We start from the raw sequence: 20,497 nt of genomic DNA on the forward strand, positions 1-20,497 counted from the left end.
CAAAAAATAAATTTGTTATTGATTGCGTTAAATCTGAAAATAGTCGCTTCGGATTGGCGAATTTTGCACCAGTGCCGTGCTACAGTAGGTTTCAATTCTTTCAGCAGATAAATACCTCATGCCGCCACGCGGCGGGCCTGGCCGTGTCCGCTCGCTGCTCGATGCAATATCGTCAAGGATGTTCTCGATTTTTTAAATTTCGCGCTGTCTTCGATCAGGTTGCTCACAATAAATTGTGATGAGGATAATTGTGAATACAAAAAACCCACAAGAAATCCTGGAGCTTACTGCGGCGCAGATGGAAATGTGGTTTTCGCAGCAACTCGAACCCGACAGCCCGTTGTTCGACAGCCGCGGCTATGTAGATATCCGGGGGGCGATCGACCGCGATGCCTTCGAGATGGCGCTACGCCGCTTCATCGAGGAGGCCCGGAGTCTACATTTTCGCTTTGTTGAAACATCGACGGGGCCGATGCAATTCGGGCGCGACCTGGATGCATTCGAGCTGGCGTTCATCGATGCATCGGGCGACGCTGATCCCTTTGCGGCTTGCTGGAACGCCATGCAGGCCGAGTCGGATCGCCCTTACGACCTGCTCTCCAGCAAGCTTTTCAGTCAAACGCTGTTCAAGCTGAGCGACGACCGTTATATCTGGTATCAGCGCTATCACCATATCGTGATGGATGGTGCGAGCATCCCGCTCGCGACACGCCGGGTCGCCCGGATCTACACGTCACTGCTGCGGCAGCAGCCGGTGCCGGACTCGGACTTCGGGCCGATCGAGCCGATGACGAACGGCGATCGTGCATACCGGGCCTCGTCGCGCTACGTGACCGACCGCCGGTATTGGCAGGACTACGTCGCCGCCCTGCCCGCCACGGAAACGCTCGCCGGCACGGCCGCGCGCGCAAGCGGCGCGTTCAGGCGGGCATCGGCGCCGCTTTCCCAGGCGTTTGTCGAACAGCTCGACACGATCGAGGCGCGGATCGCGAAGTGGCCGCTCGTCCTCACGGCGATCGTGGCGGCCTATCTTTACCGGATGAGCAACGGCCGGATCACCGTGTTCGATTTTCCGGTATCGGCCCGCACGAAGGAGACGCGCACGCTGCCCGGCATGTTCGCCAACATCCTGCCGATGCAGCTGCCCATCACGCCACGCACGACGCTCGCGGAATTGACGCGGCAGGTCGGTGCGGAAGTCTTCGCGCACATGAAGCACCAGCAGTTCCGTGTGAAAGAGATCAAGCAGATGCGCGGTGCATTCGCCGGCCCGGTTTTCGGGCCGCGCATCAATATCGTTGCCTACGACAATCGCTGGGAATTCGGGGACAGTCTTGCGACCCTGCATGCGCTCGCCAATGGTCTGGTCAACGATTTTGCCGTGACGGTGACGGGAAATCCGCGCGACCCCGGTTGCACGCTGCACGTGGACGGGAATGCCGAGCTTTATGACGGTGCGGATGTGCAGGCCCATCGGAAGCGGCTGCTCCATTTCATCGAGGCGGCGCTTGCCGACCCCGAGCAGCCGATTGGACAGATCGATCTGCTCGATGTCGACGAGCGGCGCTTGCTGCTGCACACGTGGAATGCGACGGAGGCGGCTTATCCTGAACACCAGTGCGTGCATGAACTCGTCGAGGCTCGGGCGAGGCAGACGCCCGAGGCTGTCGCGCTTGTCGCGGAACACGAGCAGCTTTCCTACGGCGAACTCAATGCGCGCGCCAATCGGCTCGCGCATTATCTCGTCACGCTCGGCGTCGGGCCCGATGTACTCGTCGCAGTATGTGCCGAGCGCAGTATCTCGATGGTCGTCTCGCTGCTTGCCGTACTCAAGGCCGGGGGCGCTTACCTGCCGGTCGATCCCGCATATTCCAGTGCGCGACTCGCTCATGTTCTCGACGATGCGAAACCGCCGGTCGTGCTCGTCGACCCGGTCGGACGCAAGGCGCTTGCCGATGCGCTCGGCGATGCGCATCCGGCGACGCACGCTCTCGTCGATGTGACTGCCGGTTCCCCTCCGTGGGACGCATTGCCCCCGGACAACCTCTCGCCGCACCCGCTCGGACTGACGTCGCGCCATCTCGCCTATGTCATCTATACGTCCGGCTCCACTGGCACGCCGAAGGGCGTCATGGTCGAGCATCGGCAACTCGTCAATTTTGTGACCTGGTATATCGGCCGTTTCGATCTGCACGTCGGCTCCAGTGTCCCGGCCACGGCGAGCCTGGCCTTCGACGCCAGCGTCTGGGAAATCTGGTCCGCGCTCTGTGCGGGCGCGGCCCTGTTGCTGCCGCCGGCAGGTCTCGCGTCCGATCCCGCCGCCTTGTTGCAGTGGTGGCGCGCGCAGCCCATGGACTGCGCGTTCCTCGTCACGCCGCTGGCCCTGCTCGCGATGCAGGCCGGATTGCCGCAGGGGCTGAAATCGCTGCTGATCGGTGGCGATCGCATCACGGCCCTGCCCGCCGGGCTGCCGCCGTCGCTGCGCATCGTCAACAACTACGGCCCGACCGAAACCACCATCGTCGTCGTTTCCGGCGAGATCGAGCCGTCCTCCGGCGATTCGCTCTATCCCATCGGCAAGCCGATCGCCAATACCCGGATCTATCTGCTTGACGACAATCAGGCGCCGGTGCCGCTGGGTGCGGTCGGCGAGCTTTACATTGGCGGCGCAGGCGTCGCGCGTGGTTACTTCAATCGGCCGGATCTCACCGCCGAGCGCTTCCTGCCCGATCCGTTCGCTCGTGCCGCGGGCCAGCCCGACGCGCGCATGTACCGTACCGGCGACCTCGCCCGCTACCTGCCGGACGGCAACCTCGTGTTCGTCGGCCGGAACGACGATCAGGTCAAGATCCGGGGCTTCCGCATCGAGCCCGGCGAAATCGCGGTGCAGCTCGCCGCGCACGACGCGGTGCGTGACGCGATCGTGATCGCCCGGCACGACGCGGCCGGCAACGCCCGATTGCTGGCATACGTCGTACTGCACGACGAGGCACCACGCGTCGAACTCGCCAGGCAGTTGCGTGAACACCTCGCGGCCCGCCTGCCCGAGTACATGGTGCCGGCCGCATTCATCGTGCTCGATGCGTTGCCGCTCACGGCCAACGGCAAGCTCGACCGGCGCGCACTGCCGGAGCCGGACGACGACGCATTCGTCCAGACGCGGTACGAAGCGCCGCAAGGCGAGATCGAGCGTACCCTCGCGGCACTCTGGACCGAATTGCTCGGCGTCGAGCGCGTCGGTCGGCACGACAATTTCTTTGCGCTCGGCGGGCATTCGCTCATTGCGGTTCAGCTTATCGAACGCCTGCGCCAGATCGGCCTGACGCTTGCGATACGGGATCTGTTCGAGCAGCCGGTCCTGGCCGCACTCGCCCTCACCCTCGGCCAATTGCGCGAAGTGGTCGTTCCGGAAAACCGGATCACGCCCGACACGCAAGCCATCACACCGGATCTCCTGCCGCTCGTCGACCTGTCGCAAGCCGACATCGATCGTATCGTCGCGCACATACCGGGCGGCGTCGCGAACATCCAGGACATCTACGCCCTCTCGCCGCTGCAGGACGGGATCCTGTTTCACCATGTACTCAGCACGCGCGGCGATCCCTACTTGTTGAGCGCGCAGATGGCCTTTGCCGATCGCGCGGCGCTCGATCGTTATCTTCATGCGATACAGCACCTCGTCGAGCGGCACGACATCCTGCGCACGGCCGTGATGTGGGAAGGCCTTGGCTCGCCGGTGCAGGTCGTCCTGCGGCGCGCGCGCATGGACGTGACCGAACTCGCCCTCGACGACGCCATCGCGCCCGTCGCGCTGCAATTGCAGGCGCGCTTTCATCCGGGGCGCTACAAGATGGATCTGACGCAGGCGCCGCTGCTGCGCTTCGTGATCGCCGAAGCGACCGGCGGACGCTGGCACGCGCTCATGTTGCTCCATCACCTCGCCGGGGACCATTCCACCCTCGCGATCCTGAACGACGAAGTCCAGGCGACGGTCGACGGGCAGGCGCATCGCCTTCCCACGCCGCAGCCCTATCGCAACCTTGTCGCGCAAGCGCGCCTCGGCCTGCCCGCGAGTGCGCACGAAGCGTTCTTCAGCAAGATGCTGGAAGACGTCGATACCCCGACGCTTCCGTTCGGCCTGACGCCCGGGCACGGCGACATGGCGCCGGTGTACGACGCGCGTCGCGCCGTGCCGGCCGCGCTCGATGCGCGCCTGCGCACGCTGTCGAAAAGCATCGGCGTGAGCCTCGCGACGTTGTGTCATCTCGCCTGGGCGCTCGTCCTGGCGCGCACGAGCGGTCAGCGACAGGTGGTGTTCGGCACGGTGCTGTTCGGGCGCATGGCGGCCGGCGCGGGCGCCGACCGCACCATGGGCCTGTACATCAATACGCTGCCGCTGCGCATCGACATCGACGCGACCGACGTGCGCACGGCGGTGCGCGATACCCAGACACGGCTCGCGGGCCTGCTCGCACATGAACACGCATCACTCGCGCTCGCGCAACGATGCAGCGGCATCGGCGCGAACGCGTCGCTCTTCGGTGCGCTGCTGAATTACCGACACAACATGCGCATCGATGGCCATGCGCCGTGGCCGTCCGGTGTCGAATTGCTGGGGGCACACGAACAGACGAATTATCCGGTGACGCTGTCCGTCGAGGATTATGGCGATGCACTCGAACTCGCCGCGCAGGTCGTTACGCCGGAGCTGCCTGAACGGATATGCGCGTACATGCAGTGTGCGCTGGAGCAACTGGCGAATGCGCTCGATGCGGGCTCGAGTCCGCTCGAGCGTCTCCAGGTGGTGCCGGACGATGAGCGCGCGCTGCTGATCGATACGCTGAATGCGACGGATGTGGAATACGGTCGGCAGCAGTGCCTGCATGGGCTCTTCGAGGAACAGGTACGGCGAACGCCCGAGGCTACGGCGCTGATCGCCGGTGACGAGCGTCTTTCTTACGCGGAACTCAATGCGCGCGCCAATCGACTGGCGCGTTACTTGGTCGATCTCGACGTCGTGCCCGATACCCTCGTGGCCGTTTGCCTCGAACGCGGCACCTCGATGGTCGTTTCGCTGCTCGGCATCCTCAAGGCGGGCGGCGCTTATGTTCCGCTCGATCCCGCCTATCCCGGCGCGCGCCTCGCGCATATCCTTTCCGATGCCGCGCCGGCTGTCGTGCTCGTCGATCCGGCAGGACGCAAGGCGCTTGCCGATGCGCTCGGCGACGCGCTTCTGTCGCAGTACACGCTGGTCGATGTGAGCGTCGGGTCGCCGCCGTGGAACGGGCTGTCTGCGGACAATCTGTCGCCGCACGCGCTTGGATTGACCTCGCGGCATCTCGCCTATGTCATCTATACGTCCGGCTCCACCGGTATGCCCAAGGGCGCGCAGAACGAACACAGCGCGCTGGTCAATCGTCTGGTCTGGATGCAGTCGGCCTATCGCCTCGACACCCGGGACGTCGTTCTGCAAAAGACGCCGTTCAGCTTCGACGTGTCGGTCTGGGAATTCTTCTGGACGCTTGCCAATGGCGCCACGCTCGTGATGGCCGCGCCCGGCGCACACCGTGACGCCGACTATCTGACCGACGTCATCGCGCAGCACGGGGTCACTACCCTGCATTTCGTGCCGTCGATGCTTGGCGGTTTCCTTGAGGCGCCGGGCTTGTCGCGCTGCACGGCGCTCTCGCGCATCATCTGCAGCGGCGAGGCGTTGCCGGTTGCGACCGCGCGGCGCTGTCTGGAGCGCTTGCCGCAGGCGCAGTTGCACAATCTTTACGGTCCCACCGAAGCCGCCATCGACGTGACCGCTTTTACGTGCCCTGCCGATTTCGATGCGCAAACCGTGCCGATCGGCAAGCCGATCGCCAATACCCGGATCTATCTGCTTGACGACAATCAGGCGCCGGTGCCGCTGGGTGCGGTCGGCGAGCTTTACATTGGCGGTGTTGGCGTCGCACGCGGCTATCTCAATCGCCCGGAACTCACCACCGAGCGTTTCCTGCCCGATCCGTTCGCCCGTGCCGCCGGCCGCCCCGATGCGCGCATGTACCGCACCGGCGATCTCGCCCGCTACCTGCCGGACGGCAACCTCGTGTTCCTCGGTCGGAACGACGATCAGGTCAAGATTCGGGGCTTCCGGATCGAGCCCGGTGAAATCGAAGCGCAGCTCGCCACGCACGACGCGGTGCGCGACGCGATCGTGATCGCCCGACATGACTCAGCCGGCAACGCCAGATTGCTGGCGTACGTCGTACTGCACGACGACGCGCCACGCGCCGAACTCGTCAGGAGATTGCGCGAACACCTCGCGGCCCGCTTGCCCGAGTACATGGTGCCGGCTGCATTCATCGTGCTCGATGCGTTGCCGCTCACGGCCAACGGCAAGCTCGACCGGCGGTCACTGCCGGAGCCCGACGACGACGCCTACGTCCAGACGCAATACGAAGCGCCGCAAGGCGAGATCGAACTCACCCTCGCCACGCTCTGGACCGAACTGCTCGGCGTCGAGCGCATCGGTCGGCACGACAACTTCTTTGCGCTCGGCGGACATTCCATCGTCGCCATTCGCATGGTCTCGCGCATCGTCAGCGAAACCGGAAAAGCCTTGCCGTTGCACAAGATCTTCGAAGCACCGACCGTCGCGGCGCTGGCCCTCGCGCTGGCCGACGCGCCGTCGCACGGCAGCGGTCATGACATGGTCCGCATCGACCGCAACGCGCCGATGCCGCTGTCCTTCGCCGAAGAGCGGGTACTCGCGATCGAAGCGGACGCCGCACACAGTGCGATGCTCAACTCGTCGCGCCTCTTCATCTTGTCGGGCCACGTGCGCGAGGATGTGCTGGAGCGCGCGCTGCGCACGATCGTCGAACGCCACGAAATCCTGCGCACGCACTATGTGAACGACGATGCGACAGGATCGTTCGCGCCTGTCGTCGGCCGCTTCGACGCCTTCCGGCTGGCGCGCCGCGATGCCGCCGAAGACGACTCGATGTCGCTCGCGCAATCGGAAGCCGCGAGGCTCCCCGATTGCTTCCGGGGCCCGGTCTTTGGCGCGACGCTGTTCGTCGAGTCGCCGCAGCGCGCGATTCTGGTGATCTCGATTCACCATATCGCGATGGACGCCACGTCCTGGAACATCGTCTGGCGCGACTTCAAGCACGCGTTTGCCGCGCTGGCCGCCGACGAATCGCCCGCGCTGGCGCCGCTGACGCTGCAATATCGGGACTACGCGGCGTGGTCGCGGCAACACGTCGATGCCGGACATCTCGCGCAACTGCGGGAGGCCTGGCGGGAACGCCTCGCCGGTGCGCCCGTCTGTCTCGACTTGCCATCCGACCGGCCGCGGCCGTCCAGGTTGTCGGATCACGCCGGACATATCGAGCGCATGCTCGCGCCCGATCTCATGCAGCAGATTCGTCAAACCGCGGCGGCATACAACGTCACGCCCTTCGTCGTGCTCGAGACGGCGCTCGCCATCGTATGCGCGCAACTCGCCCGCAGCCGCGACGTCGTGATCGGCACGGTGACCGAAGGCAGAACACATGCGACGACCGAAGCGATGGTCGGTCTCTTCGTGAACACGCTGCCGCTGCGCCACCGGCTGGACCGGTCCGCTTCCGTCGCCAGCCATTTACGCGCGGCGTCGCAGGAACTGTTGTCCGCGCTCGAAGTGAGCGAGCTGCCCTTCGCCGACGTGGTTGCGGCCGTCAATCCGCCGCGCGCGCCATCGTACGATCCGGTCTTTCAGGTGTTTTGCCAATTCCAGCAAGGCCCGGGAAAGATGCGCGAGACGATCGCCGGCATGACGATCGACCCGATTCCGCGCACGCGCGTCGGGCGCGGCGCCGATCTCGCGTTCGTGTTCCTGGATACGGGCGAGTACGCCAGCGCCGACGTCACCTACAGCGCGGATTTGTTCGATCCGGCAAGCGTCGACGCGATCATCGAACTCTTCCTGGCGTTCGTGACGGAAAGCGTGCAGCGGCCGGATGCACCGGTCACCGAACTCTGGCGCGCCTGCGTCGCGCGCGCGCGGGACGCCGCGTCGGGCCCGGACGTGTCGCGGCTGCTTGACCGTCCGTCCGGCCCGCCGGGAACCTGGTATGCGCTCTCGCCCGCGCAGCAGGCGGTCTGGCTCCAGGAACAGGCATCGCGGCGCGGGACGTCGTTCTTTTCCGTTGCGACCATGCGCTGCGCGCCGGACATCGATCGCGACCGGCTCGTGATCGCGTCGCGCGCGCTCATCGCGCAAAATCAGTCGTTCTGGCTTGAATTCTCCGACGCCGGCCTGCAAAGCGAAGCCGCCATGCCGACGACGCGCTTTCTGCATTTCGTCGAACGCGCGACGATGACGGACGAGGAAGTGCGACAGGCGGTCATCGGTTGGCACGAGAAGCTCAACGAGCATCCCGACGACAAGACCAGTGCCGTCGCGGTGTTCGAATCGCCCGGGAGCGTGCTGGTCGCGCTGCGGTCGCATCATGTGCAAAACGACGGGTGGTCTGCCATTCGATATTTCGAGCGTATCGCGAAGAACTATGCCGCGCTCGAAAGCGATCCGGACCGTACGTTCGACATGGACCGGATCTTTTTCGACACGTTGTCGCTCGACGAGCGTTATCTCGGTTCGTCGACCTGCGCGCGCGACGCCACGTTCTGGCAATCGGCGTGCGCGAAGATGGATGGACGCGCATTGGTGACGCTCGTTGCCGATCACGCGCATCCCGTCGATGCGCGCGGCGTCGTGCGGTCGTTGCGCCGGACGTTCCCGCACGCATTGCAGGAACGGCTTTCCCGCACCGCTCAGAAATGGTCGCTGTCGCCGTCGGAATGCCTGACTGCGTTGACGACGCTCTATCTGATGCGCATCGCGCATGAAAGGCGCACGGTGATCGGCGTGTCGTTCCTGAACCGCACGCGCGAAGCGCTCGACATTCCCGGGCAATTCGCCAAGGTCATTCCGCTTCCGGTGTCGATCGAGCAGGCCGACGCGCCGGTCTCGGCGGCATTGAGCGGAATCTGCGAGGTATTTCGCGACGTGATGCGCCATGGCCGATTCCCGTTCGGCGACATGGTCCGGCGTTACGGGCTCGATCCTCGTCATATCGCGGTCAGCGTCAATACCTTGTTCCTGCGGCATCCCGTCGAAGTGGCCGGCCAGCCCGCGCACGTGCAATGGCTGTCCGGGCCGGAACACGGCCTCTCGTTCCTGTTTACCCAGTTCGGGAGAAGCGCGCCGATCGACGTCGAGCTTCGGTACAACGGCGACCTGTTCGAGCCGGCCGCTGTCTCGCGCCATGCCGATCGTCTGCTCGACTTCATCGAGCGCGCTTGCGAGAATGACGGCGAATCGGCCTCGGCAATCGACCTCGTATCGAGCGACGAAAAGGCATTGCTGATCGATACGCTGAATGCGACGGACGTGCAATACGATCGGCAGCAGTGCCTGCATGGGCTCTTCGAGGAACAGGTGCGGCGAACGCCTGAGGCCACGGCGCTGATCTCCGGTGACGAGCGTCTCTCCTACACCGAACTCAATGCGCGCGCCAATCGACTTGCGCGTTACCTGATCGATCTCGACGTCGCGCCCGATACGCTTGTGGCCGTCTGCCTCGAACGCGGCACGCCGATGGTCGTTTCGCTGCTCGGCATCCTCAAGGCGGGCGGCGCTTATGTCCCGCTCGATCCCGCCTACCCCGGCGCACGCCTCGCGCATATCCTCTCCGATGCCGCGCCGGCTGTCGTGCTCGTCGATCCGGCAGGACGCAAGGCGCTTGCCGATGCGCTCGGCGACGCGCTTCTGTCGCAGTACACGCTGGTCGATGTGAGCGTCGGGTCGCCGCCGTGGAACGGGCTGTCTGCGGATAATCTGTCACCGCACGCCCTCGGATTGACCTCGCGCCATCTCGCCTACGTCATCTACACCTCGGGCTCCACCGGCATGCCCAAGGGCGCGCAGAACGAACACAGCGCGCTGGTCAATCGTCTAGTCTGGATGCAGTCCGCCTATCGCCTCGACGCCCGGGACGTCGTTCTGCAAAAGACGCCGTTCAGCTTCGACGTGTCGGTCTGGGAATTCTTCTGGACGCTTGCCAATGGCGCCACGCTCGTGATGGCCGCGCCCGGCGCGCACCGTGACGCCGACTATCTGACCGACGTCATTGCGCAGCATGGGGTCACCACCCTGCATTTCGTGCCGTCGATGCTCGGCGGTTTTCTCGAGGCACCGGGCCTGGCGCGTTGTACGACGCTCTCGCGCATCATCTGCAGCGGCGAGGCGTTGCCGGTTGCGACCGCGCGGCGCTGTCTGGAGCGCTTGCCGGAGGCGCAGTTGCACAATCTTTACGGTCCCACCGAAGCCGCCATCGACGTGACCGCTTTTACGTGCCCCGCGGATTTCGATGCGCAAACCGTGCCGATCGGCAAGCCGATCGCCAATACCCGGATCTATCTGCTTGACGACAATCAGACGCCGGTGCCGCTGGGTGCGGTCGGCGAGCTTTACATTGGCGGTGTTGGCGTCGCGCGCGGCTATCTCAATCGCCCGGAACTCACCGCCGAACGTTTCCTGCCCGATCCGTTCGCCCGTGCCGCCGGCCGCCCCGACGCGCGCATGTACCGCACCGGCGATCTCGCCCGCTACCTGCCGGACGGCAACCTCGTGTTCCTCGGTCGGAACGACGATCAGGTCAAGATTCGGGGCTTCCGGATCGAGCCCGGTGAAATCGAAGCGCAGCTCGCCGCGCACGACGCGGTGCGCGACGCGATCGTAATCGCCCGACATGACTCAGCCGGCAACGCCAGATTGCTGGCGTACGTCGTACTGCACGACGACGCGCCACGCGTCGAACTCGTTCGCCAGTTGCGTGAACACCTCGCGGCCCGCTTGCCCGAGTACATGGTGCCGGCCGCGTTCATCGTGCTCGATGCGTTGCCGCTCACGGCCAACGGCAAGCTCGACCGGCGTGCGCTGCCGGAGCCCGACGACGACGCATTCGTCCAGACGCGATACGAAGCGCCGCAAGGCGAGATCGAACTCACTCTCGCCGCGCTCTGGACCGAACTGCTCGGCGTCGAGCGCATCGGTCGACACGACAACTTCTTTGCGCTCGGCGGACATTCGCTTCTCGCCGTGCGGATGTTGAATCGCCTGCGTGTATTGCACGAGGTCGAGCTGTCGCTTGCCACGCTGTTCGAGCATCCGACGGTGTGCGCGATTGCGCAGGCGGTCGGTGCTCGAAACCAAAGCGTTGCGTCTCCGATCGTCCGCGTCGATCGCGACGCACCGCTGCCGCTGTCGTTCGCCCAACAGCGGATGGTGTTCCTGAGCGGATTCGAAGGCGCCAGCACGATCTATCATGTCCCGCTCGTGCTGCGGCTCGACGGGAGACTGGATGCCGCAGCGTTGCACCGCGCGGCCGATGCGCTATGGGCGCGTCATGACGCGCTGCGCACCGTGTTTCCCGATCCGGCCGGTGGCGCAAGCGAGGAAGCCCACGCAATGCTGCTCCCGCCAGGCGACGGCATCCCGTGGCGCGAAGACGACCTGTCGTCGAAACCGGGCGCATCGGAGCACGGGTTGCGCTTGTGCGAGGAGGAAGCTGCCCGCCCGTTCGATCTCGCGCGCGGCCCGCTCGCCCGTGCGCGCCTCGTCCGACTGTCGGAGAACGAGCATGCATTCATGCTCACGCTGCACCACATCGTCTGCGACGGATGGTCCCTGGCCGTGCTCGTCAAGGAGCTGTGCGCGCTTTACCAAACCATCACGGCAGGACTTCCGGATCCGCTCGTCGCGCTGAGTGTTCAGTACCCCGACTACGCTGCCTGGCAACGGCAGTCGCTCGGCACCGAACGTTTCGAACGCGAGGCAAGATACTGGCAAGAAGCGCTGGCCGGTATCCCGACGCTGCTGACGTTGCCGACCGATCATCCGCGGCCCGCGCATCAGCAGTTCGAAGCGGCGCGGCTGCCGATCGAACTCGATGGTGCACTCACGCAGGACCTGAGACGGCTCGCCGCCCGGCGCGGCGTCACGGTCTTCACGGTCGTGACGGCGGCCTGGGCCGCGGTGCTGGGGCGTCTTGCGGGCCAGGACGACGTCGTCATCGGCACACCCGTCGCCAATCGTTCGGCCCCCGAGCTCGAATCGATCGTGGGGCTGTTCGTGAACACGCTTGCACTGCGCATCGACCTGTCGGGCACGCCGTCCGTCGCGCAATTGCTGGACCGCGTTCAGGCGACGGTGATCGCCGCGCAGGACCATCAGGATCTGCCGTTCGAGCGCGTGGTGGAAATCGTCCAGCCGCCGCGGCGGCTCGATCACACGTCGATATTCCAGGTGATGATTTCGTGGCAGGACGTCGACACGCGCGCGGTCGAATTGCCCGACTTGAAGATCACGCCGGTTGCCGGCGCGTTCGATCGCGCGAAGTTCGATCTCGAACTCGATCTGGCTGACGACGGCCGTGCGATAGCCGGTGCGTTGCGCTATGCGACCGCATTGTTCGACGCGGCGTCGATCGCGCGTCATTGCGCGTACCTGATCGCCGTGCTGCGCGCGATGACCCGCGATGACGTGAAGCCGATCGGACAGATCGATCTGCTCGATGCCGACGAGCGGCGCTTGCTGCTGCACACGTGGAATGCGACGGAGGCGGCCTATCCCGAACACCAGTGCGTGCATGAACTCGTCGAGGCTCGGGCGAGGCAGACGCCCGAGGCTGTCGCGCTTGTCGCGGAGCACGAGCGGCTTTCCTACGGCGCGCTCAATGCGCGCGCCAATCGGCTTGCGCATTATCTCGTCACACTCGGCGTCGGGCCCGATGTACCCGTCGCCGTATGCGCCGAGCGCAGTATTGCGATGGTCGTCTCGCTGCTTGCCGTGCTCAAGGCCGGGGGCGCTTACCTGCCGGTCGATCCCGCGCATTCCAGCACGCGATTCGCCGCCGTCCTTGACGAGGCCAGGCCGCCGGTCGTGCTCGTCGACCCGGTCGGACGCAAGGCGCTCGCCGATGCGCTCGGCGACGCGCATCGGGCGACGCACGCTCTCGTCGATGTGACTGCCGGTTCGCCTGCGTGGGACGAACTGTTCCCGGACAACCTCTCGCCGCACCCGCTCGGACTGACGTCGCGCCATCTCGCCTATGTCATCTATACGTCCGGCTCCACCGGCACGCCGAAGGGCGTCATGGTCGAGCATCGGCAACTCGTCAATTTTGTGACGTGGTATATCGGCCGTTTCGATCTGCACGTCGGCTCCAGTGTCCCGGCCACCGCGAGCCTGGCCTTCGACGCCAGCGTCTGGGAAATCTGGTCCGCGCTCTGTGCGGGCGCGGCCCTGTTGCTGCCGCCGGCAGGTCTCGCGTCCGATCCCGCCGCCTTGTTGCAGTGGTGGCGCGCGCAGCCCATGGACTGCGCGTTCCTCGTCACGCCGCTGGCCCTGCTCGCGATGCAGGCCGGATTGCCGCAGGGGCTGAAATCGCTGCTGATCGGCGGCGATCGCATCACGGCGCTGCCCGCCGGGCTGCCGCCGTCGCTGCGCATCGTCAACAACTACGGCCCGACCGAAACCACCATCGTCGTCGTTTCCGGCGAGATCGAGCCGTCGTCCGGCGATTCGCTCTATCCCATCGGCAAGCCGATCGCCAATACCCGGATCTATCTGCTCGACGACGATCTGGCGCCGGTGCCGCTGGGTGCGGTCGGCGAGCTTTACATCGGCGGCGCAGGCGTCGCGCGTGGTTACTTCAATCGGCCGGATCTCACCGCCGAGCGCTTCCTGCCCGATCCGTTCGCCCGTGCCGCGGGCCAGCCCGACGCGCGTATGTACCGTACCGGCGACCTCGCCCGCTACCTGCCGGACGGCAACCTCGTGTTCGTCGGCCGGAACGACGATCAGGTCAAGATTCGGGGCTTCCGCATCGAGCCCGGTGAAATCGCCACGCAGCTTGCTACGCACGACGCGGTGCGTGACGCAATCGTGATCGCCCGACACGACTCAGCCGGCAACGCCCGATTGCTGGCATACGTCGTACTGCACGACGAGGCACCACGCGTCGAACTCGCCAGGCGGTTGCGTGAACACCTCGCGGCCCGCTTGCCCGAGTACATGGTGCCGGCTGCATTCATCGTGCTCGATGCGTTGCCGCTCACGACCAACGGCAAGCTCGACCGGCGTGCGCTGCCGGAGCCCGACGACGATGCCTTCGTCCAGACGCAATACGAAGCGCCGCAAGGCGAGATCGAACTCACTCTCGCCGCGCTCTGGACCGACCTCCTCGGCGTCGAGCGCATCGGTCGACACGACAACTTCTTTGCGCTCGGCGGGCATTCGCTGATCGCCGCCCGCCTGCTTGCGCGAATCCGCGAAACGTTCGGCCGCGAAGTGTCGATCCGCGCGCTCTTCGAAGCGCCGACCGTCGCTCAGTTGGCGCCCCGGATACACACGACGGGCCCGTCCGATGCGCTGGCGGTCCTTCTGCCGCTCCAGCCGCTGGGGTCGAGCTCGCCGCTGTTCTGCATCCACCCGGCCGGCGGCTTCAGCTGGCCGTTCGCGGGCCTCGCCCATCACCTGCGGGATCGGCCGCTTTACGGACTGCAGGCGCGCGCGCTTACCGAGTCGGGCAAGTACGCGCAGTCGATCGAGGACATGGCGCAGGACTACGTCCGGCAGATTCGCAGCGTCCAGCCCGATGGCCCGTATCACCTGCTCGGCTGGTCGCTGGGTTGCCATATCGCGCATGCGATCGCTACCCAGCTGCAGCTCGCCGGCGAAAAAGTGGCGCTGCTCGCGATGCTCGACGGCTATCCGATGATGCAAAGCGAAGCTTTCCCCGCCGTGACGGAGCGGGAGGTCATCGACGTGCTGGTGCGAGCATTCGAGGATTCGCCGCAACCTGCCGCCCCCGGCCCGCTGACGATCGACACGCTGAAGACGCGCCTCTCACGAAGCAATCCGATGTTCGAGACGCTCGACGAGCGGACCTTCGAATCGATCGTCCGGCAATTCCAGATCGCACCGACCCTCGCCGGCATGTTCGTGCCCGGCGTGTTCCACGGCGATGTGCTGTTCTTCAGGGCGGCGCTCAGCCGGTCGGAGGCGTATGAGCCACGCGATGTCCGCGCATGGCAACCGTATGTGCAGGGGCGAATCGAGGTGCACGACGTCGAATGCCTGCATGAAACGATGATGAGCGCACCGGCAGTCGCGGAAATCGGGCCGATCGTCGCAGCCGCGCTCGACGGTCGAGCGCGATATGGCGCGGCATCGTCGAATTCGCCGGTCTACGTCGCGAACCCACGGCCGCACGACGGCGAATACATGCGAGGAGAGCACGACAGTTCTCCGCCCTGAAGGCGATGCAGCACCGCCTTGCCTCGACGAGACGAGATAAGCGTCTTTCCCGGAGAAACCGGATGAATGAAGACACGCGCAAGCACCATGTCCTGCTGATCGAGGATGACGACAGGTTTGCCTGGCTGGTCCGCGAATATCTCGGCCGCTACGAGTTCGCGGTGACGGTCGTGCGGCGCGGCGACCTCGCCGTCGCGGCCGTGCGCGAGCACCGGCCCGCGCTCGTGATGCTCGACTGGATGCTGCCGAATCTCGACGGCATGGAGGTATGCCGGCGGATTCGCACATTCTCGAACGTGCCGGTGCTCATCATGACCGCGCGCGCCGACGTCTACGATCAGGTTGCCGGGCTCGATGCCGGCGCCGACGACTACGTGGCGAAGCCGATCGAGCCGCGCATGCTCGTCGCGCGCGCCCGCGCGCTGCTGCGCCGCGCGTATCCGGTCAGCGCGGACGAGGCGGCCGCGGCCCCGTAGCGCCGGTCGGCGAGCGATCCCGCGATCACGCCGGCTTGCCGCCTACCTTCATCTTCACCAGCAGCCAGCTCGTCGCACCGAGCACGAAGACGGCGGCGGTCCACGTGCCGTCATGGTGCAGCAGCAGCGCGGCGGTGGCGGCGATGCCCGCCAGCCCTTGCTGCAGGAAGCCGCACAAGGCCATTGCATGCGCGCCATGTTCCGGCGCATCGCTGACCGCGGCCGCCATGCTGTTGGGAAACAGCACCGCCTGGCCAAAGGTCATCAGGCAATACAGCGCGATGAAGATCCACACGCCCGCGGCATGGGCCAGCAGGCCGCCCAGCCAGGACGCCAGCATCAGCGTGGTCGCCAGCACGAGCAGCGTCGCGCCGGCATGCATCAGCCGCACGCCGCCGAGCCGCCGCACGAGGCGATTGACCAGCATCGCGCCGCTGAAATAGGCGATGCCGAGCAGCAGGCCGATGCTGCCGAAGCTCGTCACCGCGAGCTTGAAGTATTCCTGGAATACGAAGGGGCTCACTTCCTGCAAGGTCACGGTCGTCGCGAATGCCAGGCCGCCCGCGCAGGCCGGCCACAGGAAGCCCGGGCGCCGCAGCAGGCGCCAGTACGTGCCGGCCATGCCGGACGTGACGGCGGTGCGGTGCCCTGCCTTCAACGTCACGGTGTACGACAGGCCGATCGCCAGCGTGGCGGTGACGGCCATCAGCACGAAGCCCGCTTGCCAATGGCTGAATCGGCCGATCAGCCCGCCGATGAACTGGCCGCCGCCCAGCGCCGTGATGAAGGCGATCGACAGCACGGACAGGCGCCGCGCCAGCTCGTCGCCGCGCCAGTTGTCCCGCACGATGATTCTCGCGATGATCGCCGCGCCGCCGCCCCCGATGCCCTGGACGGCGCGCAACGCCAGCAGCGCCGGGGCGAACGTGCAGCCCGCGAGCAGCAGGCTGCTGGCCACGAACAGCAGCAGGGAAATCAGCAGCGGGCCGCGCCTGCCCCAGCGTTCCGCGGCGGCGCCCCAGAACGGCACCGGCAGCGCCGCGCCGATCACATAGGCGGAGATGGAGAACTCGGCGGCGCCCTGCGTCATCTTCAGCTCGCGCATGACGATCGGCAACGACGGCAGGTAGACCGTGGTCGCCGTTTGCGCCATGAACACGATCAGGCAGGACAGCGCCATCAAGGAAACGGTCGAGGCGCTACGTTCGCACGGTGCGCCGGCGGCAAGAACGGGCTTGTCGCTCATGCCGGGCCTCCCGCCGATCGTGATGCACGCCCGGCGGTGTCCCGCCCGCGCTCACGCAGCGGGCCCTGCAATGCGAGTTGAATCGCCATCGCTTCTCTCATTCGATCTTGTTGATGTTTGTGTCGGCAGCATGCTGTCCGGCCCTCGCGCCCGATTGTACAAAAGGCGGCGAAAACGAGCAGGCGATGCGGGCGGGCCTGGCATGCTTGCATGGCACAAGGGGAACTACCATTTCTGGCAGGTATCGGCGAGAAATTCGGCATCAGGCACAATACGCGGCTTCGTCATTCGACCACGGTCAAACCCATGCGCTTCGTCGTCGTCGGAACCAGCGGATCGGGGAAATCCACCTTCGCGAGCGCACTGGCCGCCGCCGCGGACTGCCCGCACATCGAGCTGGACGCGCTCTACTGGGGCCCCGACTGGACCGCCGTGCCGCCCGAACAGTTCGAGCGTGCCGTGCTTGCCGCGACGGCCGGCGACCGATGGGTCGCCGACGGAAACTACAGCGCCGTGCGCGACGTGCTCTGGTCGCGGGCCACGCACATCGTGTGGCTCAACTTCGGGCGATGGACGGTGTTCTCCCGGGTGCTGTGGCGAACGTTGAGCCGCGGGCTCACGCGCACCGAGCTCTTTCACGGCAATCGGGAATCGCTGCGCATGGCGTTCTGTTCCCGCGACTCGGTGCTGCTGTGGTCATACACCACGTTCGCCAGGAATCGCGTCAAGTTCGCCGGCCTTCGCGACGATCCGAAGTACGCGCATCTGCACTGGACGGAAATCACCGCGCCATCGCGCACCCGCGCATTCATCGACCTGCACGCCCGCGCCGGCGGCTGAGCGCCGCGCGCGCCGGGCCCGCGTCGGGTCAGTTGTCGAACGTGCCGCGATATTCCGGCGCGGCATCTGCGCGCGTATTCAGTTCGAACATCACGCCACCCGGTGCGCGGCAGAAGAAGCGCGAACCGCGCCCGTTGTTGAACACGTCCGTCTCCATCGCGACGCCCTCTTCCGTGAATCGCTCGAACAGTGCGCGAACGGCATCGAGGCTCGGCAATTCGAACCCGACGTGGAAATTCGTCGGCCACGACGGACGGTCGTCGCCGGCGTGATCGATCACCACGTCGAAGCCCGGGCGCTTGAGGATGTACGACTTGTTCCAGCTTCCCGCGATCGTGAAGCCGAGGTGACGCTCGAAGAATCGGGCCGTCGCCAGCGTGTCGGCCGAGGGGAAGCTCAGGTGATTGAGCTTCATCGTTTGCGTCATCGGTGCCATGTCAGTCATCGTCGGTCTCGCTCATGCAGTGATCGGCGGAGGCCCCATGCCGTTTCCGCCCGACGAATCCAGAATATAAGCAAAAGCTCACATTCAACAACTCGCATTGGGCGCGTGTTGCGAGCCCGTGCGAAACCGGCGTGAGCGCGCCGTTCGGGGCATGGAGGGCCATCGCCGAGGATCTGGCTGCTCGCATTCGTGCCGCGTTCAGTGCCCGTCAGCCTGCGTGGCCGGCATCCCGATGATCGAGCATGCTCGGCTACGCCAGCCGCTCGGCGATCTTCGCGTCGACGCCGCGCAGCACCGCTCGTCACACCGCCCTGCGCCGAATGTGGGCCACGAAATACGGCTGAACGCGAATTCCGGACGGGCTGGTTTGCATTTTCACGTCAGAGTCAGGATAAGTTTTCTTATCTTAACGGCTGCATTGTGATGCAAAACTGATGACCGGCAAAACGCGCCGGCCTGCTCGCCGCACGATTGACAACCGCGAATCGCTCGCCTACCCGCGCTGCTGCGCGAGCCATTGCGTCGGCGTCACCCCGACGCCCTGCGCGAAGGCGCGCGCCAGCGCGCTGGCGCTGCCGTAGCCGACTTCCGCCGCGATCTGCTTGACCGGCCGGCCGCGGCGCAGCAGCGCCTTCGCGAGCCCGATCCGCCATTGCAGCAGGTATTCGCCCGGCGGCACGCCGACGACATCCGCGAAATGCGCGGCGAACCGCGAGCGGGACATGCCCGCCGTGCCGGCCATCTCCTCGAGCGTCCAGCCGTGCGACGGGTCCGAATGGACGGCCGTGAGCACCTTGCCGAGCCGTTGATCCGACAGGCCCGCGAGCGAGCCGGTGTCGACGAGCTGGCGCTGCATCGCATACCGCAGCAACTGCACCATCAGCACCTCGACGAGCCGGTTGGTCACCGCATCGTGGCCGCACGCCGGTTCGAGCGCTTCGGCGAACAGCAGCTGCTGGACCGCGTCGAGCGACGGCACACAGGTCAGCGGCGCGGCCAGCAGATCCGGCAGGTTGCGCAGCAGCGGATTCTCGTCGCGCGAGCCGAACGCGATGCTCGCGGACACGAGATCGGCCGGTTCGCGCGCGCCCGTATCGACCCGGCACGCATGCGGCCGCGGCAGGAACAGCACGCTCGGCCCGTCGAACTCGCGGCGCCCGATCGCGCCGCCGGTCACGACGATCCGCCCGGCGCGCAACAGGTGCAGGTGGCCGGCGCCGTCGGTGCCGCCCGCATCGCCGATGCCCCCGTCGGGAAATACGCGGGCCTGCAGGTCGAAGCGGCTGATGAGATTGGAGAGTCGATCGGACATGGGACGATTGGTGGATTTTTGCGGACTTATTGTAACTTGTCGTCCCGTTCGTTCCGGTAGATTGGAGCACCTCGGCTCAACGCCGATTCAACCCTGTTTCAATCACCGAGGCATGCTCATGATCCAGTTCTACTACCACCCTTCCCCGAATCCCGCCAAAGTCGCCCTGTTCCTCGAGGAAAGCGGGTTGCCGTACGAACTGGTGCCGGTCGATACGCGCAAGGGCGAACAGCACGCGGACGCCTTCACGGCGATCAACCCGAACGCGAAGACGCCGGCGATCGTCGACGGCGACGCGACGGTGTTCGACAGCAACGCGATCCTGCTGTATCTCGCGGAAAAGAGCGGCCGCTTTCTCCCCGCGAACACGCCGGCCGCGCGCGGCGAGATGCTGTCGTGGCTGATGTTCGTCGCGACCGGCATCGGCCCGTATGCGGGGCAAGCGGCGCACTTCAAGCACTTCGCGCCGGAGCCGAAGGCCTACGCGGTCAACCGCTACGACTTCGAGGCGTGGCGTCACTGGCACATCGTCGACGCGCGTCTCGCGGCGTCGCGCTACATGCTCGGCGACACGTACACGCTGGTCGACATGGCCGTCTGGGGCTGGGCGCGCGCGATCCCGTTCGTGCTCGGCGAAGGCGCGTGGGAGCAGTTGCCGAACGTGAAGCGCCTGGTCGACGAAATCAACGCCCGGCCCGCCGCGCAGCGCGCCGAGGCGCTGGCGGCGCGCCACGCGTTCAAGACCGAGATGGACGCCGACGCCCGCCGCGCGATGTTCCCGCAGAACGCCCGGCTCGAGGCCGGCGCCACGGCGGGAGCGTGA

General features: G+C 66.0%; 6 protein-coding genes and 1 pseudogene. 4 read left to right on the forward strand and 3 right to left on the reverse strand.

Annotated features, from left to right (window positions below; all coding sequences use genetic code 11):
• The first annotated feature begins 250 nt into the window (after positions 1 to 250).
• Together ABFO07_RS10335 and ABFO07_RS10340 are read left to right on the forward strand one after the other, a co-directional pair.
• Positions 251 to 15,355: an amino acid adenylation domain-containing protein gene (locus ABFO07_RS10335; protein WP_347467098.1), complete on the forward strand. Its 15,105-nt coding sequence runs from the start codon at positions 251 to 253 to the stop codon at positions 15,353 to 15,355.
• A gap of 62 nt (positions 15,356 to 15,417) precedes the next feature.
• Positions 15,418 to 15,825 (forward strand): annotated as a pseudogene (locus ABFO07_RS10340) (response regulator); the annotation flags it as partial.
• Positions 15,826 to 15,856: 31 nt separating this feature from the next.
• Here the strand turns inward: ABFO07_RS10340 and ABFO07_RS10345 are convergent.
• Positions 15,857 to 17,077, reverse strand: coding sequence for an MFS transporter (locus ABFO07_RS10345; RefSeq protein WP_230942442.1), 1,221 nt, complete (start codon positions 17,075 to 17,077; stop codon positions 15,857 to 15,859).
• Positions 17,078 to 17,383: 306 nt separating this feature from the next.
• Here ABFO07_RS10345 and ABFO07_RS10350 point away from each other — a divergent pair, with 306 nt between their 5' ends.
• Entirely contained in the window at positions 17,384 to 17,917 is a 534-nt protein-coding gene (locus ABFO07_RS10350) for a toxin (RefSeq protein WP_059988215.1), read from the forward strand.
• 28 nt (positions 17,918 to 17,945) lie between these two features.
• Here ABFO07_RS10350 and ABFO07_RS10355 read toward each other — a convergent pair whose 3' ends face one another.
• Both ABFO07_RS10355 and ABFO07_RS10360 read right to left on the reverse strand, forming a co-directional pair.
• The gene (locus tag ABFO07_RS10355; protein ID WP_375782235.1) at positions 17,946 to 18,353 is read right to left on the reverse strand and encodes a VOC family protein; all 408 of its coding nucleotides are present in this window, start codon (positions 18,351 to 18,353) and stop codon (positions 17,946 to 17,948) included.
• Between the two features lie 502 nt (positions 18,354 to 18,855).
• Positions 18,856 to 19,674: an AraC family transcriptional regulator gene (locus ABFO07_RS10360; RefSeq protein WP_059906317.1), complete on the reverse strand. Its 819-nt coding sequence runs from the start codon at positions 19,672 to 19,674 to the stop codon at positions 18,856 to 18,858.
• A 118-nt stretch (positions 19,675 to 19,792) separates the two neighbouring features.
• Here ABFO07_RS10360 and ABFO07_RS10365 point away from each other — a divergent pair, with 118 nt between their 5' ends.
• A complete protein-coding gene (locus ABFO07_RS10365) occupies positions 19,793 to 20,497 on the forward strand; it encodes a glutathione S-transferase family protein (RefSeq protein ID WP_347467101.1) in 705 nt (234 codons plus the stop codon).

Origin of the sequence: Burkholderia stagnalis, assembly GCF_039848545.1 — a bacterium.
GTDB lineage: Bacteria > Pseudomonadota > Gammaproteobacteria > Burkholderiales > Burkholderiaceae > Burkholderia > Burkholderia stagnalis.